16 protein-coding genes are annotated in these 17,220 nt (G+C 67.7%); 13 read left to right on the top strand and 3 right to left on the bottom strand.

The window, feature by feature from the left end; genetic code table 11:
* Nucleotides 1-295: 295 nt before the first annotated feature.
* The 3 genes from RIT73_RS02840 to RIT73_RS02830 all read right to left on the bottom strand — a co-directional run bounded on the left by RIT73_RS02840 (nt 296) and on the right by RIT73_RS02830 (nt 4,004).
* The gene (locus RIT73_RS02840) at nt 296-1,360 is read right to left on the bottom strand and encodes a hypothetical protein (RefSeq protein ID WP_309130537.1); all 1,065 of its coding nucleotides are present in this window, start codon (nt 1,358-1,360) and stop codon (nt 296-298) included.
* A 570-nt stretch (nt 1,361-1,930) separates the two neighbouring features.
* Nucleotides 1,931-2,593: a TrkA family potassium uptake protein gene (locus RIT73_RS02835; RefSeq protein ID WP_309130536.1), complete on the bottom strand. Its 663-nt coding sequence runs from the start codon at nt 2,591-2,593 to the stop codon at nt 1,931-1,933.
* Nucleotides 2,586-4,004 (bottom strand): potassium transporter TrkG, encoded by a 1,419-nt coding sequence (locus RIT73_RS02830; protein ID WP_309130535.1) that lies wholly within the window; start codon nt 4,002-4,004, stop codon nt 2,586-2,588. Before RIT73_RS02830 ends, RIT73_RS02835 begins: the two co-directional genes overlap by 8 nt.
* Nucleotides 4,005-4,174: 170 nt before the next feature.
* On the opposite strand from RIT73_RS02830, the gene RIT73_RS02825 reads away from it, so the two are divergent.
* From RIT73_RS02825 to RIT73_RS02765, 13 genes are all read left to right on the top strand, one after another.
* Complete coding sequence (locus tag RIT73_RS02825) at nt 4,175-5,371, top strand: acetoin utilization protein AcuC (RefSeq protein ID WP_309130534.1); 1,197 nt, start codon at nt 4,175-4,177, stop codon at nt 5,369-5,371.
* 166 nt (nt 5,372-5,537) lie between these two features.
* Nucleotides 5,538-5,636: a 30S ribosomal protein bS22 gene (locus RIT73_RS02820; RefSeq protein WP_005504750.1), complete on the top strand. Its 99-nt coding sequence runs from the start codon at nt 5,538-5,540 to the stop codon at nt 5,634-5,636.
* A gap of 75 nt (nt 5,637-5,711) precedes the next feature.
* A complete protein-coding gene (locus RIT73_RS02815) occupies nt 5,712-5,957 on the top strand; it encodes a glutaredoxin family protein (RefSeq protein WP_309130533.1) in 246 nt (81 codons plus the stop codon).
* 41 nt (nt 5,958-5,998) lie between these two features.
* Nucleotides 5,999-6,691, top strand: a complete 693-nt coding sequence (locus RIT73_RS02810) for a redox-sensing transcriptional repressor Rex (RefSeq protein WP_309130532.1) — start codon at nt 5,999-6,001, stop codon at nt 6,689-6,691.
* Entirely contained in the window at nt 6,688-9,165 is a 2,478-nt protein-coding gene (gene hemA / locus RIT73_RS02805) for a glutamyl-tRNA reductase (protein WP_309130531.1), read from the top strand. Before RIT73_RS02810 ends, hemA begins: the two co-directional genes overlap by 4 nt.
* Nucleotides 9,162-10,766: a uroporphyrinogen-III synthase gene (locus RIT73_RS02800; RefSeq protein WP_309130530.1), complete on the top strand. Its 1,605-nt coding sequence runs from the start codon at nt 9,162-9,164 to the stop codon at nt 10,764-10,766. Before hemA ends, RIT73_RS02800 begins: the two co-directional genes overlap by 4 nt.
* Nucleotide 10,767: 1 nt before the next feature.
* On the top strand, nt 10,768-11,784 hold the full coding sequence (gene hemB / locus RIT73_RS02795) for a porphobilinogen synthase (RefSeq protein ID WP_309130529.1): 1,017 nt from the start codon (nt 10,768-10,770) through the stop codon (nt 11,782-11,784).
* Nucleotides 11,781-12,296 (top strand): MarR family winged helix-turn-helix transcriptional regulator, encoded by a 516-nt coding sequence (locus tag RIT73_RS02790; RefSeq protein WP_309130528.1) that lies wholly within the window; start codon nt 11,781-11,783, stop codon nt 12,294-12,296. Before hemB ends, RIT73_RS02790 begins: the two co-directional genes overlap by 4 nt.
* A complete protein-coding gene (gene hemL, locus RIT73_RS02785) occupies nt 12,293-13,633 on the top strand; it encodes a glutamate-1-semialdehyde 2,1-aminomutase (protein ID WP_309130527.1) in 1,341 nt (446 codons plus the stop codon). Before RIT73_RS02790 ends, hemL begins: the two co-directional genes overlap by 4 nt.
* On the top strand, nt 13,630-14,271 hold the full coding sequence (locus RIT73_RS02780; protein WP_309130526.1) for a histidine phosphatase family protein: 642 nt from the start codon (nt 13,630-13,632) through the stop codon (nt 14,269-14,271). Before hemL ends, RIT73_RS02780 begins: the two co-directional genes overlap by 4 nt.
* Nucleotides 14,268-14,843: a TlpA disulfide reductase family protein gene (locus tag RIT73_RS02775; RefSeq protein WP_309130525.1), complete on the top strand. Its 576-nt coding sequence runs from the start codon at nt 14,268-14,270 to the stop codon at nt 14,841-14,843. The genes RIT73_RS02780 and RIT73_RS02775 overlap by 4 nt, the downstream gene beginning before the upstream one ends.
* Nucleotides 14,844-15,608: a cytochrome c biogenesis protein CcdA gene (locus RIT73_RS02770; RefSeq protein WP_309130524.1), complete on the top strand. Its 765-nt coding sequence runs from the start codon at nt 14,844-14,846 to the stop codon at nt 15,606-15,608.
* Nucleotides 15,608-17,194: a cytochrome c biogenesis protein ResB gene (locus RIT73_RS02765; protein WP_309130523.1), complete on the top strand. Its 1,587-nt coding sequence runs from the start codon at nt 15,608-15,610 to the stop codon at nt 17,192-17,194. The genes RIT73_RS02770 and RIT73_RS02765 overlap by 1 nt, the downstream gene beginning before the upstream one ends.
* Nucleotides 17,195-17,220: the final 26 nt, after the last annotated feature.

Genomic DNA, 17,220 nt, shown 5'->3' with positions numbered 1-17,220 from the left:
GCGACTCGCTTTCGTCCCGCCCGCCGAGCCGAAGCGACTTGTCAACGAAGCGAGCTGCCTTCAGTGATGCCGAAGCAAACTGTCAACGAAGCGAACTGTCCTCACGGATGCCGAAGCGAACTGCCCTCACGGATGCCGAATCCGGCAGTCAGAAGAGGTCTCGACAGGGAGAAGTTCGGCGGTGACTCGTTCCTGCAAGCGGAAGTAGAACTGCCAATGACAAGTGTTTGCAAAAATCACGTCTCGGTACGAAGTTGGAACAGCGACGAACCTCTGAGCGCCCTATGTCGGGAAATCAGCGTCCGATATGCCTTCGGAGCTCGGGTGCCTGATTGAAGAGGATGGTGGCGAAGCGCTCCAGGTCGATGGTGTCGTCGAAGCCGAAGCGAAGAACCCTATAGTCGAGCGACGTCAGGGCATTGTGCTGGGCGGCTTCCTTCCGCATCAGGGCGAAGCCGTTGTGCACGTACTTGGTCGTGCCGTCGATGAACAGGATCGTCCCTGTTTCTCGGTGCATGAAGTCGACTCGTGCGATCCATCGGCTCCCCTCGAAGACGTCGACCTGTGGTTCGAACCCGACGATTCTCAGCATCCTCAGATTCAGTGCGCATCGGCTCTCCGCGTAGCTCTCCGAGCGGGAATCCGCGCTGTCGAGGAGCTGAAGTGCGCGTTGCTGTCCTTTGCGCAGACGCAGCGCGACCGGCCGCATACTGCGTTCGATCACGGCCCTGGTCCGGTCGGCGATATCCGAGGGGTAGCCGCGTCGTGCTGCACGATCGGCGGCTTCCGCGCTGCTAAATACGAGCAGGCGTACGACATGTTCGATCGCGGGATAGGCAGCGGTCTCGCCGATCTGGGCGATCAGTTCAAGCGATGCCCTCGTCGAGGTGGTCACCCGCATCTTGCCCACTGTGACGACGTCCGACTCATCGATGCGCTGAACGCGCCTCTTCACCAGCGGTCCGGACGAATGCGAAGTCGGATGAGCCACGAATATGTGATTGAGAGCAGGGCGGAACAGAGGCAGATCGTGTAGGACCGCCGCTGTCAGCCCGAAGAGGACATCGTCCGCGTTGTAGTGCGGGTATGACGACGCTTTGAGTTTGTACAGCAGTGCCGCATATTCGAAGTCGAACGCATTCTCACGAGCACGATGTTCCTCGTTGATCCGGAGCCATTCGGCGTCGGTTGCGAACTGTCGGAGCCGGGTATGGCGTGGGTCGGCGCACATTCTGACGACGGTGTAGACACCGTAGGAGAGCTTGAGCAGGCAGCACCCGAGGGCTTGTCTGATGATCGGGCTCGGCACTCCCGCGGCATTGAGCTCTCGGGTGGCGACGACGTTGTACATGCTGTCCATGTTCGACGATTCTCAGATGGCTGCGAACCGCTCGCATGAGGCCTGTGGAACGTTGCAGTTCTTCCACAGCCCGATCGCGCATAAGTCGAAACGGTCTCCACAGCATGCGATGTCCAACTCCGAAGAAAATCGGCTGTCGCCCCGGCTGCCGTATGGAGGACCGTCATAACGTTCTTCGGCCGTTGGGCATCGAGCCGGTCTTCAGTCCACATGTTTCCACGCGCAAGTCCGCTTCGAGACCGCTTGCGCGCCCGAGCGATTCGGCGAACCAGCTCCGCCGCGATCTGTTGCGCTCCTTCACTGGGACCAGCTGCTCGGTCGGCAGATCGGTTGCTCGAGGAGCACCTCGGCCCGCGGCAGCTGGGAATCAGAAATCATTTCGACAGGAACTTGTCGCTGTCGAAGCAATCTCTGTCTCCCAAATTGCGGGGCGGCCAGATTTCTCGCTGGAGAATTGACTTCTGATTGACGATTTGAGGAAAGCCTGCCGACAGAATGCGCACCGCCGCCAGCCCGCAGCGCCCCGCCGCCAGCCCGCGGCGCCCCGCCGCCGACTCGCGGCGGTGCCCGTTACGGCCTTCCGGCGAAGCGGCCGAGCAGCTCGACATGGCCCGCGACGATGAGCAGGTCCTGCTTGCCCACGCGGGTCGTGGGCTCGGCGTAGGTGAAGTCGCGGCCCGGGCTCTTGATGCCGACGATCGTCACGCCGTACTTGTCGCGCACCTTCGATTCGCCCAGGGTGAATCCCTGGATCTCGCGCGGGGGCCGCATCTTGACCACCGCGAAGTGGCCCTCGTCGAACTCGATGTACTCCATCATCCGAGAGCTCACGAGGTGGGCGACGCGGGTGCCGGCATCCGACTCGGGGTAGAGGACGTGATGGGCGCCGATACGGTGGAGGATCTTGCCGTGCGAGGGGGAGATCGCCTTGGCCCACACCTGGCCGACGCCGAGGTCGACGAGGTTGGCCGTCGTGAGCACACTGTCCTCGATCGAGGTGCCGATGCCCACCACGGCGGTGGAGAAGTCGCCCGCGCCCACCTGCCGCAGTGCCTCGATGTTCGTGGAATCCGCCTCGACGACGTGGGTGAGCTTCCCGCTCCATTCCTTGACCAGCTCGGCGCTGTGCTCGATCGCCATCACCTCGCGGCCCAGCCGGGTCAGGGTTGCCGCAGTCGCGGAACCGAACCGGCCGAGTCCGATGACCAGGATGGAGGAGTGTTCGCTAGCCAACGACGGGCCTTTCTTCGGGGTAGCGGTACAGGCGCATGGAGTCCTGCATCGACAGGGCTGCCGCCAGTGTAATCGTACCGAGCCGCCCGATCAGCATGAGGACGGACAGACAGTACAGCCCTGATTCGGGCGCTGCGGCCGACACCCCGGAGCTCAAGCCCACGGTGCCGAACGCCGAGATCACCTCGAACAGCACCATGTCGAGCGGCTCCTCGCTGATCTGCAGCATGATCAGGGTGCCGACGAAGACGATCGTGGCGCCGGCGAGGAGGATCGAGATCGAGAGCTTGATCGTCGATTCGGTCAGGCGCCGGCCGAACACGTGCACGTCCTGCATGCCCCGGGCTTCGGTGTAGGCCGCGAGGACGAGCACGGCCACGGTCGTGACCTTGATTCCGCCGGCCGTCGACGACGAGCCGCCGCCGATGAACATCATCAGGTCCATGAGCAGGTGCGAGGACTGATTCATGTCCGCGACGTCCATCGTCGAGAACCCGCCCGAGCGCGGCATCACCGACATGAAGAGGACTTCGACGAACGTATGGCCGGCGTTCTTGTCCCCGAGGGTGGCCGGGTTCGACGATTCGAAGAGCAGCAGCAGCAGCATCCCGACCACCAGCACTGCCGTGGTGGTGGTCAGCGTCAGCTTCGTGTGCAGATCCCAGCGGCTGGGACGGTTCCAGTGCATGGCGACCATGAGCACCACCGGGAAGCCCAGGGCCCCGACGAACACCCCGAGCATGATCAGGGACAGGATCCACGGGTCGTCGGCGAAGTAGGCCGCCCCGCCCGGGTGGATCGTGAACCCGGCGTTGTTGAACGCGGAGATCGCATAGAACACGGAGTACCAGAGCGCATCCCCGACGCTCTCACCGCGGAAGAGGAACCGCGGGAAGAGGAGGACGGCGATGATCGCCTCGGCGGTGAGGATCGTGAACACGACCGTCTTCAGCAGGGTGCCGACCTGCCCCAGATTGAGCGCCGAGGTGGCCTGCTGTGCGATGAGACGCTGCCTGACGCCGAGGCGACGGGAGACCGCCATGCCCAGCAGCGAGGCGAGGGTGAGGATTCCGAGTCCGCCGACCTGGATGCCGGCGGTGATGACCGAGATCCCGAAGTCGGACCAGTACTCCTCGGTGACCACGGGTGTCAGTCCGGTGACGCAGACGGCGGAGACCGCGACGAACACCGCGTTGGCGATGTGCTTCGACTGCGAGACGGAGTCGGGGTCGCGCATGCTCGCCGGCAGGATCAGCAGGATCGCGAAGAGCGCCACCACCCCGACGAACGACCCGATCGCCAGACGGGCGGGGGAGGCCACAGCCAGCTGGTCGACGACGTCGCGCACCCAGCGACCGGGACGCAGCACCCGGTCCCAGGTCAATTGGGAATTCTTGGACACAGACTCCATGGTAGAACGGCAGCCGCCGAAGCCGGGCCACCCGAGTCGGGCGATCCGCCGCGGACGAACCCCGACGGGCCGGGCGATCCGCACCTGCCGGACCCCGGTGGGCGCGGCCGATTGCGCCGGGGCCCAGTGAGCTGCACCATACCCGACACCGGACGTATAGCATTGGCGGCATGGCGAATCGCGATGTGTACGTCGTCTGGGACGAGGCGGTGACCGGGTACGACTTCGGCCCCACGCACCCCATGCACCCCCTGAGGCTCGACCTCACAGCCCGATTGGCCATGGACTTCGGGCTCTTCGACTTAGGCAACGTCCATGTTCAGCCGGTCGGCCCGATCGACGAGGGCAAGCTCGCCCGCATCCACGACGCCGACTACATCGCAGCGGTGCGGCAGGCCGGCGCCCCCGAGGGACTCGACGCCGAGGATTCCGCGAAGTACGGGATCGGGTCCGAGGACGTCCCGAGCTTCGAGAACATGCACACCGCCTCGGCGATGCTCTTCCAGGGGTCCGTCGACGCAGCGTGCGCCATCATCGGCGGCGACTACGACCGGGCGGTGAACTTCAGCGGCGGGATGCACCATGCGATGCCCGGCAGCGCGAGCGGATTCTGCGTCTACAACGACATCGCCGGCGCGATCACCGAATTCCTCGACGCCGGTTACGAACGCATCGCCTACATCGACCTTGACGCCCACCACGGGGACGGGCCGGAGAAGATCTTCTGGGACGACCCCCGGGTACTGACGATCTCGCTGCACGAATCCGGCAAGTACCTGTTCCCCGGCTCGGGGTTCCCCGCCGACATCGGGGGGCTGCGAGCGGCCGCCTCGGCGGCGAACATCGCCCTGCCGCCGCGCACCGGCGACGCGGACTGGCTGCGCGCCTTCGACGCGACCGTCCCCGCCCTCGTCCGCGAGTTCGCCCCACAGGTCATCGTCTCCCAGCACGGCTGCGACGGGCACCGGATGGACCCGCTCACCCATATGCGGCTGAGCGTCGACGGGATGCGGGTGGCCACCGGTTGGGTGCGCGACCTCGCCGCCGAGCACTGCGGTGGGAAGTGGCTGGCGACCGGGGGAGGGGGCTACGCGATCCTCGATGTGGTGCCCCGCGCCTGGACGAACCTCGTCGCGATCGCCACCGGCGCCGACATCGACCCCGGATCCCCGATCCCGGGCCGGTGGGCCCATTACGCCCAGACGACGACGGGGCGGGAGGCGCCGCTGTCGATGACCGACGGCTTCGACGGGGACTTCACGGCCTGGTCGGGCGGCTTCGACCCCGAATCCGAGCTCGACCGTGCGGTGATGGCGACGCGGAAGAACCTGTTCCCGTTCTTCGGCCTCGACCCCTACTTCGACTGACGCCGACCCCTGTTTCGGCTGAGGTCGCGGGCGAAGTCGAGGCGGTGCACAGTCGATTCGGACACAGTTTTGGGAAAGCAAGGGACCAAGCGATAGAATTGCACGGTTAGTTCAATGGGTGGGCATGCGATGTTCACCTCCACCGACAATTGCAAGGGGTACCCGCGTGGGCTCAGTTATCAAGAAGCGACGCAAGCGCATGTCGAAGAAGAAGCATCGCAAGCTGCTTCGCAAGACTCGTCACCAGCGTCGCAACAAGAAGTAAGACCGGCAACGGTCCTACCTCCCCGCTCGAATCTGATTTCGGCGGGGTTTGTTGTCACCTGAGGAGGAGTGCGCAGTGGTCGAGCTGACGTTCCTGACTCGAGCCGACTGCCATCTGTGCGAGGTCGCAAGGACCTCGATCGCCGAGGTGGTCGCGGGCAGGCAGGTCGCCGTGACGGAGATCGACATCGACTCCGATGAGGCCCTTGCGGATCAGTACGGCTGGGACATCCCGGTGGTGCTGCTGAACGGTCGGCAGCACAGTTTCCACCGCGTCGAGTCAGACAGGCTGTCCCGAGCCTTGGAAGCGCTCGGCGTGTGACGCCGTGCGCCTCAGACCGAGTGAAGGAGTGACACGCATCAGTGGGCGAGATTCTGTCCGCCAACGGTATTGACGGTGTCGTTCGCAAGGACGTGCCGGACAGCGTCATCTCTCGACTCCCGATTTACCTGCAGTCGGTCGAGACCTTCACCACGGCGGGCCGCTCCACCGTCTCCTCGGAGGCGTTGGCGGCCCGCAGCGGTGTGTCCTCGTCGATCCTGCGCAAGGACCTCTCCCACCTCGGCGGCTCCGGCCGGCGCGGGGTGGGCTACTCATGCGCGGACCTGGCCGCCACCCTGCGGTCCTTCCTCGGTGTCGACCGGGCCCGGACCGTGGCGATCATCGGCGCCGGGCGGCTCGGCTCGGCTCTGGCCGACTACGCCGGATTCCGCCGCCGCGGACTCGACCTCATCGCGATCTTCGACGTCGACGAGGCCAAGATCGGCACGACGATCGGCACCCTGCCGGTCTCGGCGATGAGCGACCTCGACACGTGGCCGCAGCCCATCGACCTCGTGGTCATGGCCACACCCGCCTCCGCGGCTCCCGCCGCCACCGCTCGCGCGGTGGCGGCGGGCGTGCGGGGGATCCTGAACTTCGCACCCACCGTGCTCGACGTCCCGGACTCAGTCCGCGTGCATCAGGTCGATCTGGCCAGTGAGCTGCAAGTACTTGCGTATTATTCAGCGCTCGATTCGGTTGAGCTCGATCCAGTTGAGGAGCACAAGAATTGACTCTCTTGGTTCTGGGGATTTCCCATCATTCCGCCCCGATCGACATGCTGGATGCGCTCGCATTCGGTGCCGATGAGGTCGCCGGACTGCGCAGCAGCGCCCTGGCCGGCAGCAACATCGAGGGCCTCGCGGTGCTCTCGACCTGCAACCGGCTCGAGCTGATCGCCGACGTCACGGCATTCCACGGGGGACTCGCCGACCTCGGCGGCGCCCTGGTGGCCGCAATCGGCCGGGAATGGCACGACATCGCCGGCCACTTCTACGCCCACTACGAAGTCCAGGCGCTCGAGCACCTGCTCAAGGTCGCCTGCGGCCTCGATTCGATGGCCATCGGCGAGGCCCAGATCCTCGGGCAGCTGCGTGCGACCTTCACCGACGCGATGTCCGCGGGCGCGCTGACCTCCGAGCTCTCCCACGCCCTCCAGCAGTCTCTGCGGGTCGGCAAGAGAGCGCACTCGGAGACCGGGCTCGACGACGTCGCCCGGTCCCTGTTCAGCGCCGCCCTCGAAGCGGCGGAGTCCCACATCGGGTCCCTGCGCGCCGCCAACGCACTGGTCATCGGCGCCGGTGCGATGTCGGGTCTGGTCGTCTCGGGCCTGCACCGGGAGGGAGTCAACCACATCACGGTTCTCAACCGGACGGTGGACAAGGCCGAACGCCTCGTCGCCGAGGTGGGTGGCCGCGCCCGGGCTCTGACCCCGCGGTCACTGGCGGAGGAGATCGCCTCGGCGGACATCATCGTCTCCTGCACCGGCGCCCGCGGCGTCGTCGTCACCCGCGACGACATCGTCGCCGGCCTGTCGCAGGACCCCAAGGGCGCCGCGGACAAGGCGTTCGTCGACCTCGCCCTGCCCCATGACATCGACCCCACCGTGCGCGAGTTCCAGAACGTGGTCCTGCTCGGACTGGGGGAGATCCGCAATCTCCTGAAGAACTCTCACCGTTCCCGCGACGCCGAGGTCGTCGACGCCGTCTCCGCCGTCCGCGGCATCATCGACGAGGAGCTGGGCAAGCTCCAGACCGGGGCGAAGGAACGCGCCGTGGCCCCGATGGTCACCGCCCTGCGCACCCACGCCAAGGACGTGCTGGCCGCGGAGGCCGGGAGGCTGGAGAAGAAGATCGGCGAACACGTCGATGACAAGGTCTTCGCCGAGATCCGCAAGTCCCTGCACCGAGTGGCGGAGAAGCTCATCCACACCCCGACCGTCAAGGTCAAGGAACTGGCTGTCACGGAGACCGACGTCGACTATGCTCAGGCACTGATGCAGCTCTTCGACCTGCCCACCATCAAGGCCGCGCATTCGATCAGCAAGCCGGAGACGAAGGTCGCCACGGCGTCCAGCTCCGAGCACATCGAGGCCGACGGCCTCCACCCCGTGGCCGATCACACCCTCGACATCGTCGAACCCGAGCACTACTCGGGCCGGACGGTCCGGCTCGGGACCCGCCGCTCGCAGCTGGCCCGGTCGCAGTCGACGGCCATCGCGAACCAGCTGGCGGCCCTGACCGGGTGGCGAGTCGAGATCGTCGAAGTCGTCACCGAGGGTGACGTCAACATGTCGCCCCTGGCCGGGTTCGGCGGCACCGGAGTCTTCGTCTCCGCCGTTCGCCAGGCCCTCCACCAGGGCACCATCGACATCGCTGTGCACTCGCTCAAGGATCTGCCCACGACTCCCGAGGCCGGGATCCAGCTGGCCGCAGTGCCGCCCCGGGTCGACCCCGCCGATGTGCTCATCGGTCGCGACGGACTCGGACTGGCCGACCTGCCCGCGGGCAGCGTCGTCGGAACCGGCTCGCCGCGCCGCGCGGTGCAGCTGCGGGCGGCTCGTCCCGACATCGAGGTCCGCGGAGTCCGCGGCAACGTCGACACCCGCATCGCGCACGTCCGCGAGGGCCGCCTCGACGCCGTCGTCCTCGCCGCCGCAGGCGTCCGCCGGATCGGCCGCCTCGCCGAGGCGACCGACCAGCTCGACTTCGACACCATGCTTCCCGCCCCCGGGCAGGGCGCTCTGGCCGTCGAGACCCGGTCCGCGGCCAGTCCCTACTCCCAGGACGAGAAGGTCCTCGCCGCCGATGTGGAGATCCGGGCCGCACTGATGAAGCTCCACGACGAAGCGACCGACCTCGCCGTGACGTGCGAACGGGCGATCCTGTCCCGCGCCGAAGCCGGCTGCTCGGCCCCGATCGGCGCGCTCGCGGTGATTGAGGGTCACGAACTCGTCGTCGACGCCGTGATGGCCGACGACGAGGGACACCTGGCCCGGACGAGGAAGAGCATGGAGCTGCCGGTCGTGCCCGGAGTCGATCTGACAGGCACCGAGCATCAGCTGTCGATCGGCGGCAAGGAACTCGCCCGCGTCGCCGATGAGCTCGGCACTCTCGCCGCCGAGGACCTGCTCCGCCGTCTCGGCATCGACCCCGCACAGACCTCTGCGCATCTGACTCCGGTGAAGAAAGCGCAGGAACAGGTATGACGGTGGCAACAGGACAGGTCCAGCCGCGGCGGCTGCTGCCTGCTTCGCCGCGCGTCGTGTTCATCGGCAGCGGACCCGGAGAGGCGGGCCTGATGACGATGCGCGGGGCCGACCTGCTGGCCTCGGCCGAACTCGTCGTCTACGACGCCGACGTCCACTCCGAGATCGTCACCGCCTATGTCACCCAGGCCGCCGAGGTGGTCGAGGCCACGAGCCTGGGCGCCTCCGCCTCGACGCGCGGGCGCAGGCTCGTCGAGCTCGCCCGCCCCGACCGGACGGTGGTGCGGCTGAGTTCCGACGACGGCCTCCTCTTCACCACCACCACCGCGGAGGCCGCCGTGTGCAGGAAGGCCGGCGTGGAGGTCGAGATCGTGCCCGGAGTCGGTCTCTCGGCGGCGACCGCCGCCTACACGGGCACCGCGCTGACGACGAACCGGGTCCGGTCCCTGCGCTTCGTCGAGGCCGGACCGCAGACGCACGTCGACGTGTCGAAGCACCGCAACACCACCCATGTGCTCACGGGCACCGCCGATGAGATCGGGCAGGCGATCGCGGCACTGCTCGCCGACGGCTGGAAAGAGGAGACGAAGGTCCTGCTGGGGTGGGGGATCTCGACCACGGAGCAGACGACGATCGACACGAACCTGGGACAGGCGATGTCCTCGGCCTTCGCCGAGGCCACGGGGAATCGGATGGTGATGATCATGGGACAGGGAGTCGAATCCCGCGGGGACCTCTCCTGGTTCGAGACGAAGCCGCTCTTCGGCTGGCAGGTCCTGATCCCGCGGACCAAGGAACAGGGCACCTCCACCGCCGAGGCGCTGGCTGAGCTGGGTGCGGTCGGCACAGTCGTGCCGACGATCGCCGTCCAGCCCCCGCGCACGCCCACGCAGATGGAGAAGGCGATCCGCGGACTCGTCGACGGCGACTACGAATGGGTCGGCTTCACCTCGGTGAACGCGGTCCGCGCCGTGCGCATGTGGTTCGAGGACTTCGGCCTCGACTCCCGCTCGCTCTCGGGAGTGAAGATCGCCGCCGTCGGCGGCGCCACCGCGGCCTCCCTGTCCGACTGGGGGATCACCCCCGACCTGGTGCCCGCCGGTGAGCACTCGGCCCGCGGGCTCGCAGCCGAATGGCCCGACTACGTCCCGGACATCGACCCGATGAACCGGGTCCTGCTGCCGCGTGCCGACATCGCCACCGAGGTGCTGGTGGCGGGCCTGCTCGAGAGGGGGTGGGACGTCGAAGACGTCACCGCCTACCGCACCGTGCGCGCCTCCCCGCCGCCGGCCCCCATCCGGGAGGCCATCAAGGCCGGCGACTTCGACGCCTTCCTGTTCACATCCTCCTCGACGGTGCGCAACCTCGTCGGCATCGCCGGCAAGCCCGCTCCCACCTCGGTGATCTGCTGCATCGGACCGGCCACGGCCAACACCGCCGCCGAACACGGGCTGCGCGTCGACGTGCTGGCGAAGGAGGCCAACCTCACCTCGCTCATCGACGGTCTGGTCGAATTCGCCCAGCTCTCGCGCGCCGACGATCTGGCCGCCGGCGCCACCCCGATGCGTCCCAGCCAGAAGCGCCGCAGAAAGAAGGCCTGAGATGACTCTCGTCCCCGGGACCGTCCGTCCCCGCCGACTGCGCACGAGCCCCGCGCTGCGCAGGCTCGTGTCCGAGGTGCGCCTGCACCCGGCCGACCTCATCCTGCCGATGTTCGTCAAGGAGACTCTGAGTGAGCCCGCGCCCCTGACCGGCATGCCCGGGGTCGTCCAGCACACCCTCGACTCCCTGCTCACCGCCGCCGAGGAGGCCGTGGCCGCCGGGGTCGGCGGACTCATGCTCTTCGGCATCCCCGAGCACAAGGACGAGACGGGATCACAGGCCGACGCCCCCGAGGGGATCCTCAACCGCGCGATCAGGCAACTGCACTCCCACCTCGGCGAGGACACGGTCATCATGGCCGACCTCTGCCTCGACGAGTTCACCTCCCACGGCCACTGCGGGGTGCTCGACGCGCGCGGCGGAGTCGACAACGACGCCACCCTGGACCGCTACGCCTCGATGGCCGTGGCGCAGGCGAAGGCCGGAGCCCACGTCATCGGCCTGTCCGGGATGATGGACGCCCAGGTCGGCGTCTGCCGCGACGCCCTCGATGCGGCCGGATTCCCCGACGTCGTCATCATGGGCTACACCGCGAAGTACGCCTCGGCGTTCTACGGCCCCTTCCGCGAAGCCGTGGACTCGGAGCTCAAGGGCGACCGCCTGACCTATCAGCAGGATCCCGCGAACGGACGGGAGGCGCTGCGCGAGCTCGACCTCGACCTGGCCGAAGGCGCCGACATCGTCATGGTCAAACCCGGACTGCCCTACCTCGACGTCCTCGCCGAGGTGGCCGCCGAATCTCCCGTGCCCGTGTGGACCTACCAGGTCTCCGGCGAGTACGCGATGATCGAATTCGCCGCGGCAGCAGGGGCCATCGACCGCGAACGCGCCATCGACGAATCCCTCATCGCCTTCAAACGCGCCGGCGCCGACGCGATCCTCACCTACTGGGCCACCGAGGTCGCCCAGCGTCTGCACGGGACCGCCGGGGCAGGTCCGGCCGGGACAGAGCGATGACGGAGCCGCAGTGGCTGAGCCGGGACGAGCAGCTGGCCTGGCGCAGCTTCCTCACCGGCAGCGAACTCCTCTCCATCGCCCTCGACAGGGAGCTGCGGGAGCAGCACGGCATCGGGATGCCCGAATACGAGATCCTTGTGCGGCTGTCCGAGCACGAGGACCACACGATGCGCATGGCGCTGCTCGCCACCGACACCACGATGTCGCGCTCCCGCCTGACCCACTGCGTGGCCCGGATGGAGAAGCGCGGACTGCTGAGACGGGTCCCGATCGCCGAGGACGGACGCGGAGTCAACTGCGTCATGACCGAGGCCGGCTGGGACCTGCTGCGGAGCTGCGCCCCCGACCACGTCGAGAGCGTGCGCCACCACCTCGTCGATTTGCTCGACGCGGACGAGATGGCGACACTGGGTCGCATATTCGACAAGGTCACGACCCACCTGCGAAACCAGGGCATGACCCAGATGCACGACAAGGTCACGACCCACCTGCGAACTGAGGAGACACCATGACGGAGACAGCACAGTCGGCCGCACTGTTCGATCGCGCCGAGCGCGTCATCCCCGGGGGAGTGAACTCGCCCGTGCGCGCGTTCAAGGCCGTCGGAGGCACCCCGCGGTTCATCGCCTCGGCGGAGGGGGCGTGGCTGCGCGACGTCGACGGCAACGAGTACATCGACCTCATCGGCTCGTGGGGACCGATGATCCTCGGCCACTCCCGCCCCGAGGTGCTCGCCGCCGTCCAGGACGCCGCCGGACGTGGGTTCTCCTTCGGCACCCCGTCCGCGGGGGAGGTGGAACTCGCCGAGGAGATCGTGTCCCGCATCGAGCCCGTCGACCAGGTGCGGCTCGTGTCCTCGGGAACCGAGGCGACGATGAGCGCCATCCGCCTGGCCCGCGGCTTCACCGGCCGGGCGAAGATCGTCAAGTTCGCCGGCTGCTACCACGGGCACGTGGACTCTCTGCTCGCGCAGGCCGGGTCCGGACTGGCCACCTTCTCCCTGCCCGACACCCCGGGGGTGACCGGCGCCCAGGCGCAGGACACCATTGTCGTCGACTACAACGACGCCGAAGCGCTGGAGGCGGTGTTCGCCGAGCACGGTGACGAGATCGCCTGCGTCATCACCGAGGCCAGCCCCGGCAACATGGGCGTCGTGCCACCCCGTGACGGCTTCACCAACACCATCCGCCGCCTGACCAAGGCCCACGGCGCACTGATGATCAGCGACGAGGTGATGACCGGCTTCCGCGTCTCCGCCGCGGGCTGGTACGGCCACGAGTCGCAGACCCTGGGCTACCCCGACGGGCCCGCCGACCTGTTCACCTTCGGCAAGGTGATGGGCGGCGGCTTCCCGGCCGCTGCCTTCGGCGGCCGCGCCGAGGTGATGGCCCACCTGGCCCCGGCAGGTCCCGTCTACCAGGCCGGCACCCTGTCGGGGAACCCCGTGGCGACCGCTGCGGGGCTGACGACGCTGAAGCTGACGCGAGAGCTCGACGTCTACTCCCACATCGAACGGGCGGCCGACGTGCTGCGGCCCGCTGTCGCCGCAAGCCTGGAGGCCGAGGGCGTCGCCCACGTCATCCAGTCCGCCAACTCGATGTTCTCCGTCTTCTTCACCGACCGCGAGGTCACCAACTACGACGACGCCCGGGCGCAGAACGTCGGCCAGTACTCGGCGTTCTTCAACTCGATGCTCGATCAGGGCATCCACATGCCGCCGAGCGCCTTCGAGGCCTGGTTCCTGTCGCTGGCCCACACCGATGAGATCCTCGAGAGGATCATCGCGGCCCTGCCCGCGGCGGCCGCCGCTGCCGCCGCGGCCGGCGCCGGCTCGGGGGGTCGGTCATGAGCGTCATCCATCTGGTGCGCCACGGCGAGGTCGACAACCCAGACCGGGTTCTCTACGGCCGGCTGCCGAACTTCGGTCTGACCGAACGCGGGCACGAGATGGCCCGTCGGGTCGGGGAGCACTTCGCCACCGCCGACAAAGCGCCCGTCGAACTCGTGTGCTCGCCCCTGGAGCGGGCGCAGCAGACGATCGCGCCCCTGCAGGAGCGGCTCGACCTGCCGGTGTTCACCGACGACCGGGTGATCGAGGCGGCGAACTCCTTCCAGGGCCAGCAGGTCAACAGCCGGCGGCTGGCCGCCCCGAAGAACCTCATGCGCCTGTACAACCCGTTCACCCCGTCCTGGGGCGAGCCCTACAAGCAGATCGTGCTGCGGATGTCTGCGGCGATGGCGAGCCTGCGAGCGAAGCTCGAGGCCCACGGCCCCGAGGCCGAAGGCGTCATCGTCACCCACCAGCTGCCGATCTGGATGACCCGGCTCTCCGCCGAGGGGCGCTCGCTCTTCCACGACCCGCGCCGGCGGGAGTGCGACCTGGCGTCTGTCACGACTTTCACATTCGACTCCTCCACACTGGTGTCCGTGAGTTACGAGAGCATCTGCCCCGATCTGCAGCCCGATCAAGCGGTGGCGGGGGCATGAATCGGCGCACACTTCTGAGCACCGGACTGATCGGCGGTGCGGCCCTTCTGCTCACCGCCTGCAGCGAGAACGACGAACTGGCCTCCCAGGCCGGGTCCGACCAGGGCTATGTCTCCGGTTCCGGAGTCGTCTCCCAGGTGCCGAAGGACAAGCGCGGCGAACCCCTGGAGCTTGAGTTCACGACCCTGGACGGCAAGGAGATGTCCCTGGCCGATCTGCGGCCCACCCCTGTGGTCATCAACCTCTGGTACGCGGCCTGCCCGCCGTGCCGGAAGGAGGCGCCGGCGCTCAAGGCACTCGCCGATGAGTTCGGTCAGAAGGTGCAGTTCATCGGCGTCAACGTCCGCGATCAGGAGGCTGCGGCCGGCGCGTTCATCTCCAACTACCAGATCCCCTATCCCAATATGCTCGACACGAGCGGGGACATGGTGGCGCTGCTGTCCGGCGTCCTGCCCCCGCAGGCCACCCCCTCGACCGTGGTCCTCGACGCCGAGGGGCGGGCCGCGGCCCGCGTCGTCGGTGAGGTCGACGAGTCGACTCTGCGCGGTCTCATCGAGGATGTGCAGGCCTAGGTGACGGGGCTCGGTTCGCAGTTCGCAGGGCTCGTGCTCGGCGGCCCGCTGCTGCTGGCGGCGGGAGCGGCGGCGCTGGCGGGACTGGTGTCCTTCCTCTCACCCTGCGTGCTGCCGCTGGTCCCCGGCTACGTCGGCTACGTCACAGGCCTCAGCGGATCCTCGCTCAAAGACAAGGAGACCTGGCGCGTCGTCGTCGGCATCGCCCTGTTCGTGCTCGGCTTCACGATCGTGTTCGTGGCCCTGGGCACAGCGTTCTCCGCGCTCGGCGCGCTGTTCTCCCAATGGCAGGGCATCCTCATCCGGGTGCTCGGCGTCGTCGTCATCATCGCCGGCTTCGTCTTCATGGGCGGCATCGGCCTGCTCCAGTCCGAACACCGCATCCACGCCAGACCCAAGGCGGGACTGTGGGGCGCGCCGCTGCTCGGCGCGACCTTCGCCCTGGGCTGGGCCCCCTGCGTGGGTCCGACTCTGTCGGCGGTGCTCAGCCTGTCGGTCAGCTTCGGCTCCGACGGCACGATCTGGCGCGGTGCCCTGCTCGCGTTCGTCTACTGCCTCGGCCTCGGGGTGCCGTTCATCCTCCTCGCCCTGGCGATTCACAAAGGCGCCGGCCGCCTGACCTGGGTTCGAGAACATCAGACCGCGATCGTGCGGACCGGGGGAGTGCTGCTCATCATCCTCGGCGCCATCATGGCCTCCGGTCTGTGGACACTGTGGCTGACCACCCTGCAGGGTGCGATCAGCGGATTCGAAGTGGTGATCTAGTGGACAAATCGACGGCGACCCAGCCGCAGCTGGGCTTCTTCGGCATGTGCCGATGGGCCTGGCGGCAGCTGACCACGATGCGGGTGGCCCTCATCCTGCTCCTCATCCTCGCGCTGGCCGCGATCCCCGGCTCCCTCCTGCCGCAGCGGATCCAGGACCCGGGACGCGTCACCCGCTTCCTCGAGGACAACGGCGCCTGGGGGCAGTTCCTCGACACCATCCAGATGTTCGACGTCTACTCGTCGATCTGGTTCTCCTCCATCTATCTCCTCCTCATGATCTCCCTCGTCGGGTGCGTGATCCCGCGCTCGGCCCAGCATTGGAAGGCGATGCGCTCGGCACCGCCCAAGGCGCCGAGGCGGTTGGGGCGGATGCCTGGATACGTGGCGTTCACCTCGGCGACGGATTCGCAGGAGTTCCTCGACACCGCGCAGACGCGCCTGCGCAAGCTCGGCTACCGGACCGCCCGCCACGGCGACCACGTCGCCGCGGAACGCGGCTACCTGCGGGAGACGGGCAACCTCGTCTTCCACATCTCCCTGCTGGTGGCGACGCTGACGATGGCAATCGGCTCACTGTTCGGCTATCAGGGGCAGCGGATCCTCATCGAGGGCGACACCTTCACGAACTCCCTGGTCGCCTACGATTCCTTCGAACCGGGCGCGTACTACGACCCGGACACCCTGCCCGACTTCCGCCTCACCCTCGACAAGTTCACCTCGGCGTTCGACGCGGACTCACCCGGCGCCCAGTTCGGGCAGCCACGGGTCTTCGAAGCCGAGGTGACCACGACAGTCGACGGCCGGAGCGAGAACCACACCCTCAAGGTCAACGAACCCGTCCGGGTCGGCGGGACCGGCGTGTACCTGACCGGCAACGGCTACGCCCCGGAGGTCACCGTCAGGGACGCGACCGGAAAGGTCGTCCAGTCGGGGCCGACGGTGTTCGTGCCGGACGGAGGTCCCGGCTACACCTCGGAGGGCGTCATCAAGGTGCCCGACGCGGCAGGCACGCAGATGGGCTTCGTCGGGGTGTTCCTGCCCACGGCGACGCAGAACGACAAGGGTGAGCTGGTCTCGAGCTTCGCCGAGCTGCGCAATCCCTACCTGGTGATGAGCGGGTACACGGGGGACCTGGGACTCGATTCCGGGGTTCCGCAATCGGTGTACACCCTCGAAGCCGACTCGATGACCCAGATGACGGACGCGAGCGGCGAACCGCTCGTCCTGGAGCTGGGCGTCGGCCAGACGCAGCAGCTGCCGAACGGCGGTTCGGTCACGTTCGACGGGGTCAAGCGCTACGTTGCGGTCGACATCTCGCAGGATCCGACCCAGGGCCTCATGCTCGTCAGCGCGATCTGCGTGCTGCTCGGTCTGGGACTGTCGCTGTTCGTCCCGCGCAGGCGGATGTGGGTCCGGGTCGCCGACGGCCGAGTCGAAGTCGCGGCGCTGGCCCGAGGCGAGGACCCGATGGTTGAGCGGGCCGCGAAGGACCTCGCTGCGGACCTGCGGGATGGAGGGCCCGCCTCGGCGGAGGATTCGAGGACTTCTACTACCGGGAGTAGAATTGCCTCCGAACGTGATTGAGTCGGCGAATGCCGAGTCGGCGAACG

It is taken from the genome of Brevibacterium sp. (genome assembly GCF_031179145.1).
Taxonomy (GTDB): Bacteria; Actinomycetota; Actinomycetes; order Actinomycetales; family Brevibacteriaceae; genus Brevibacterium.
Note: the sequence above shows the minus strand (reverse complement) of the source record. Positions and strands in the feature narration are given on the sequence as shown.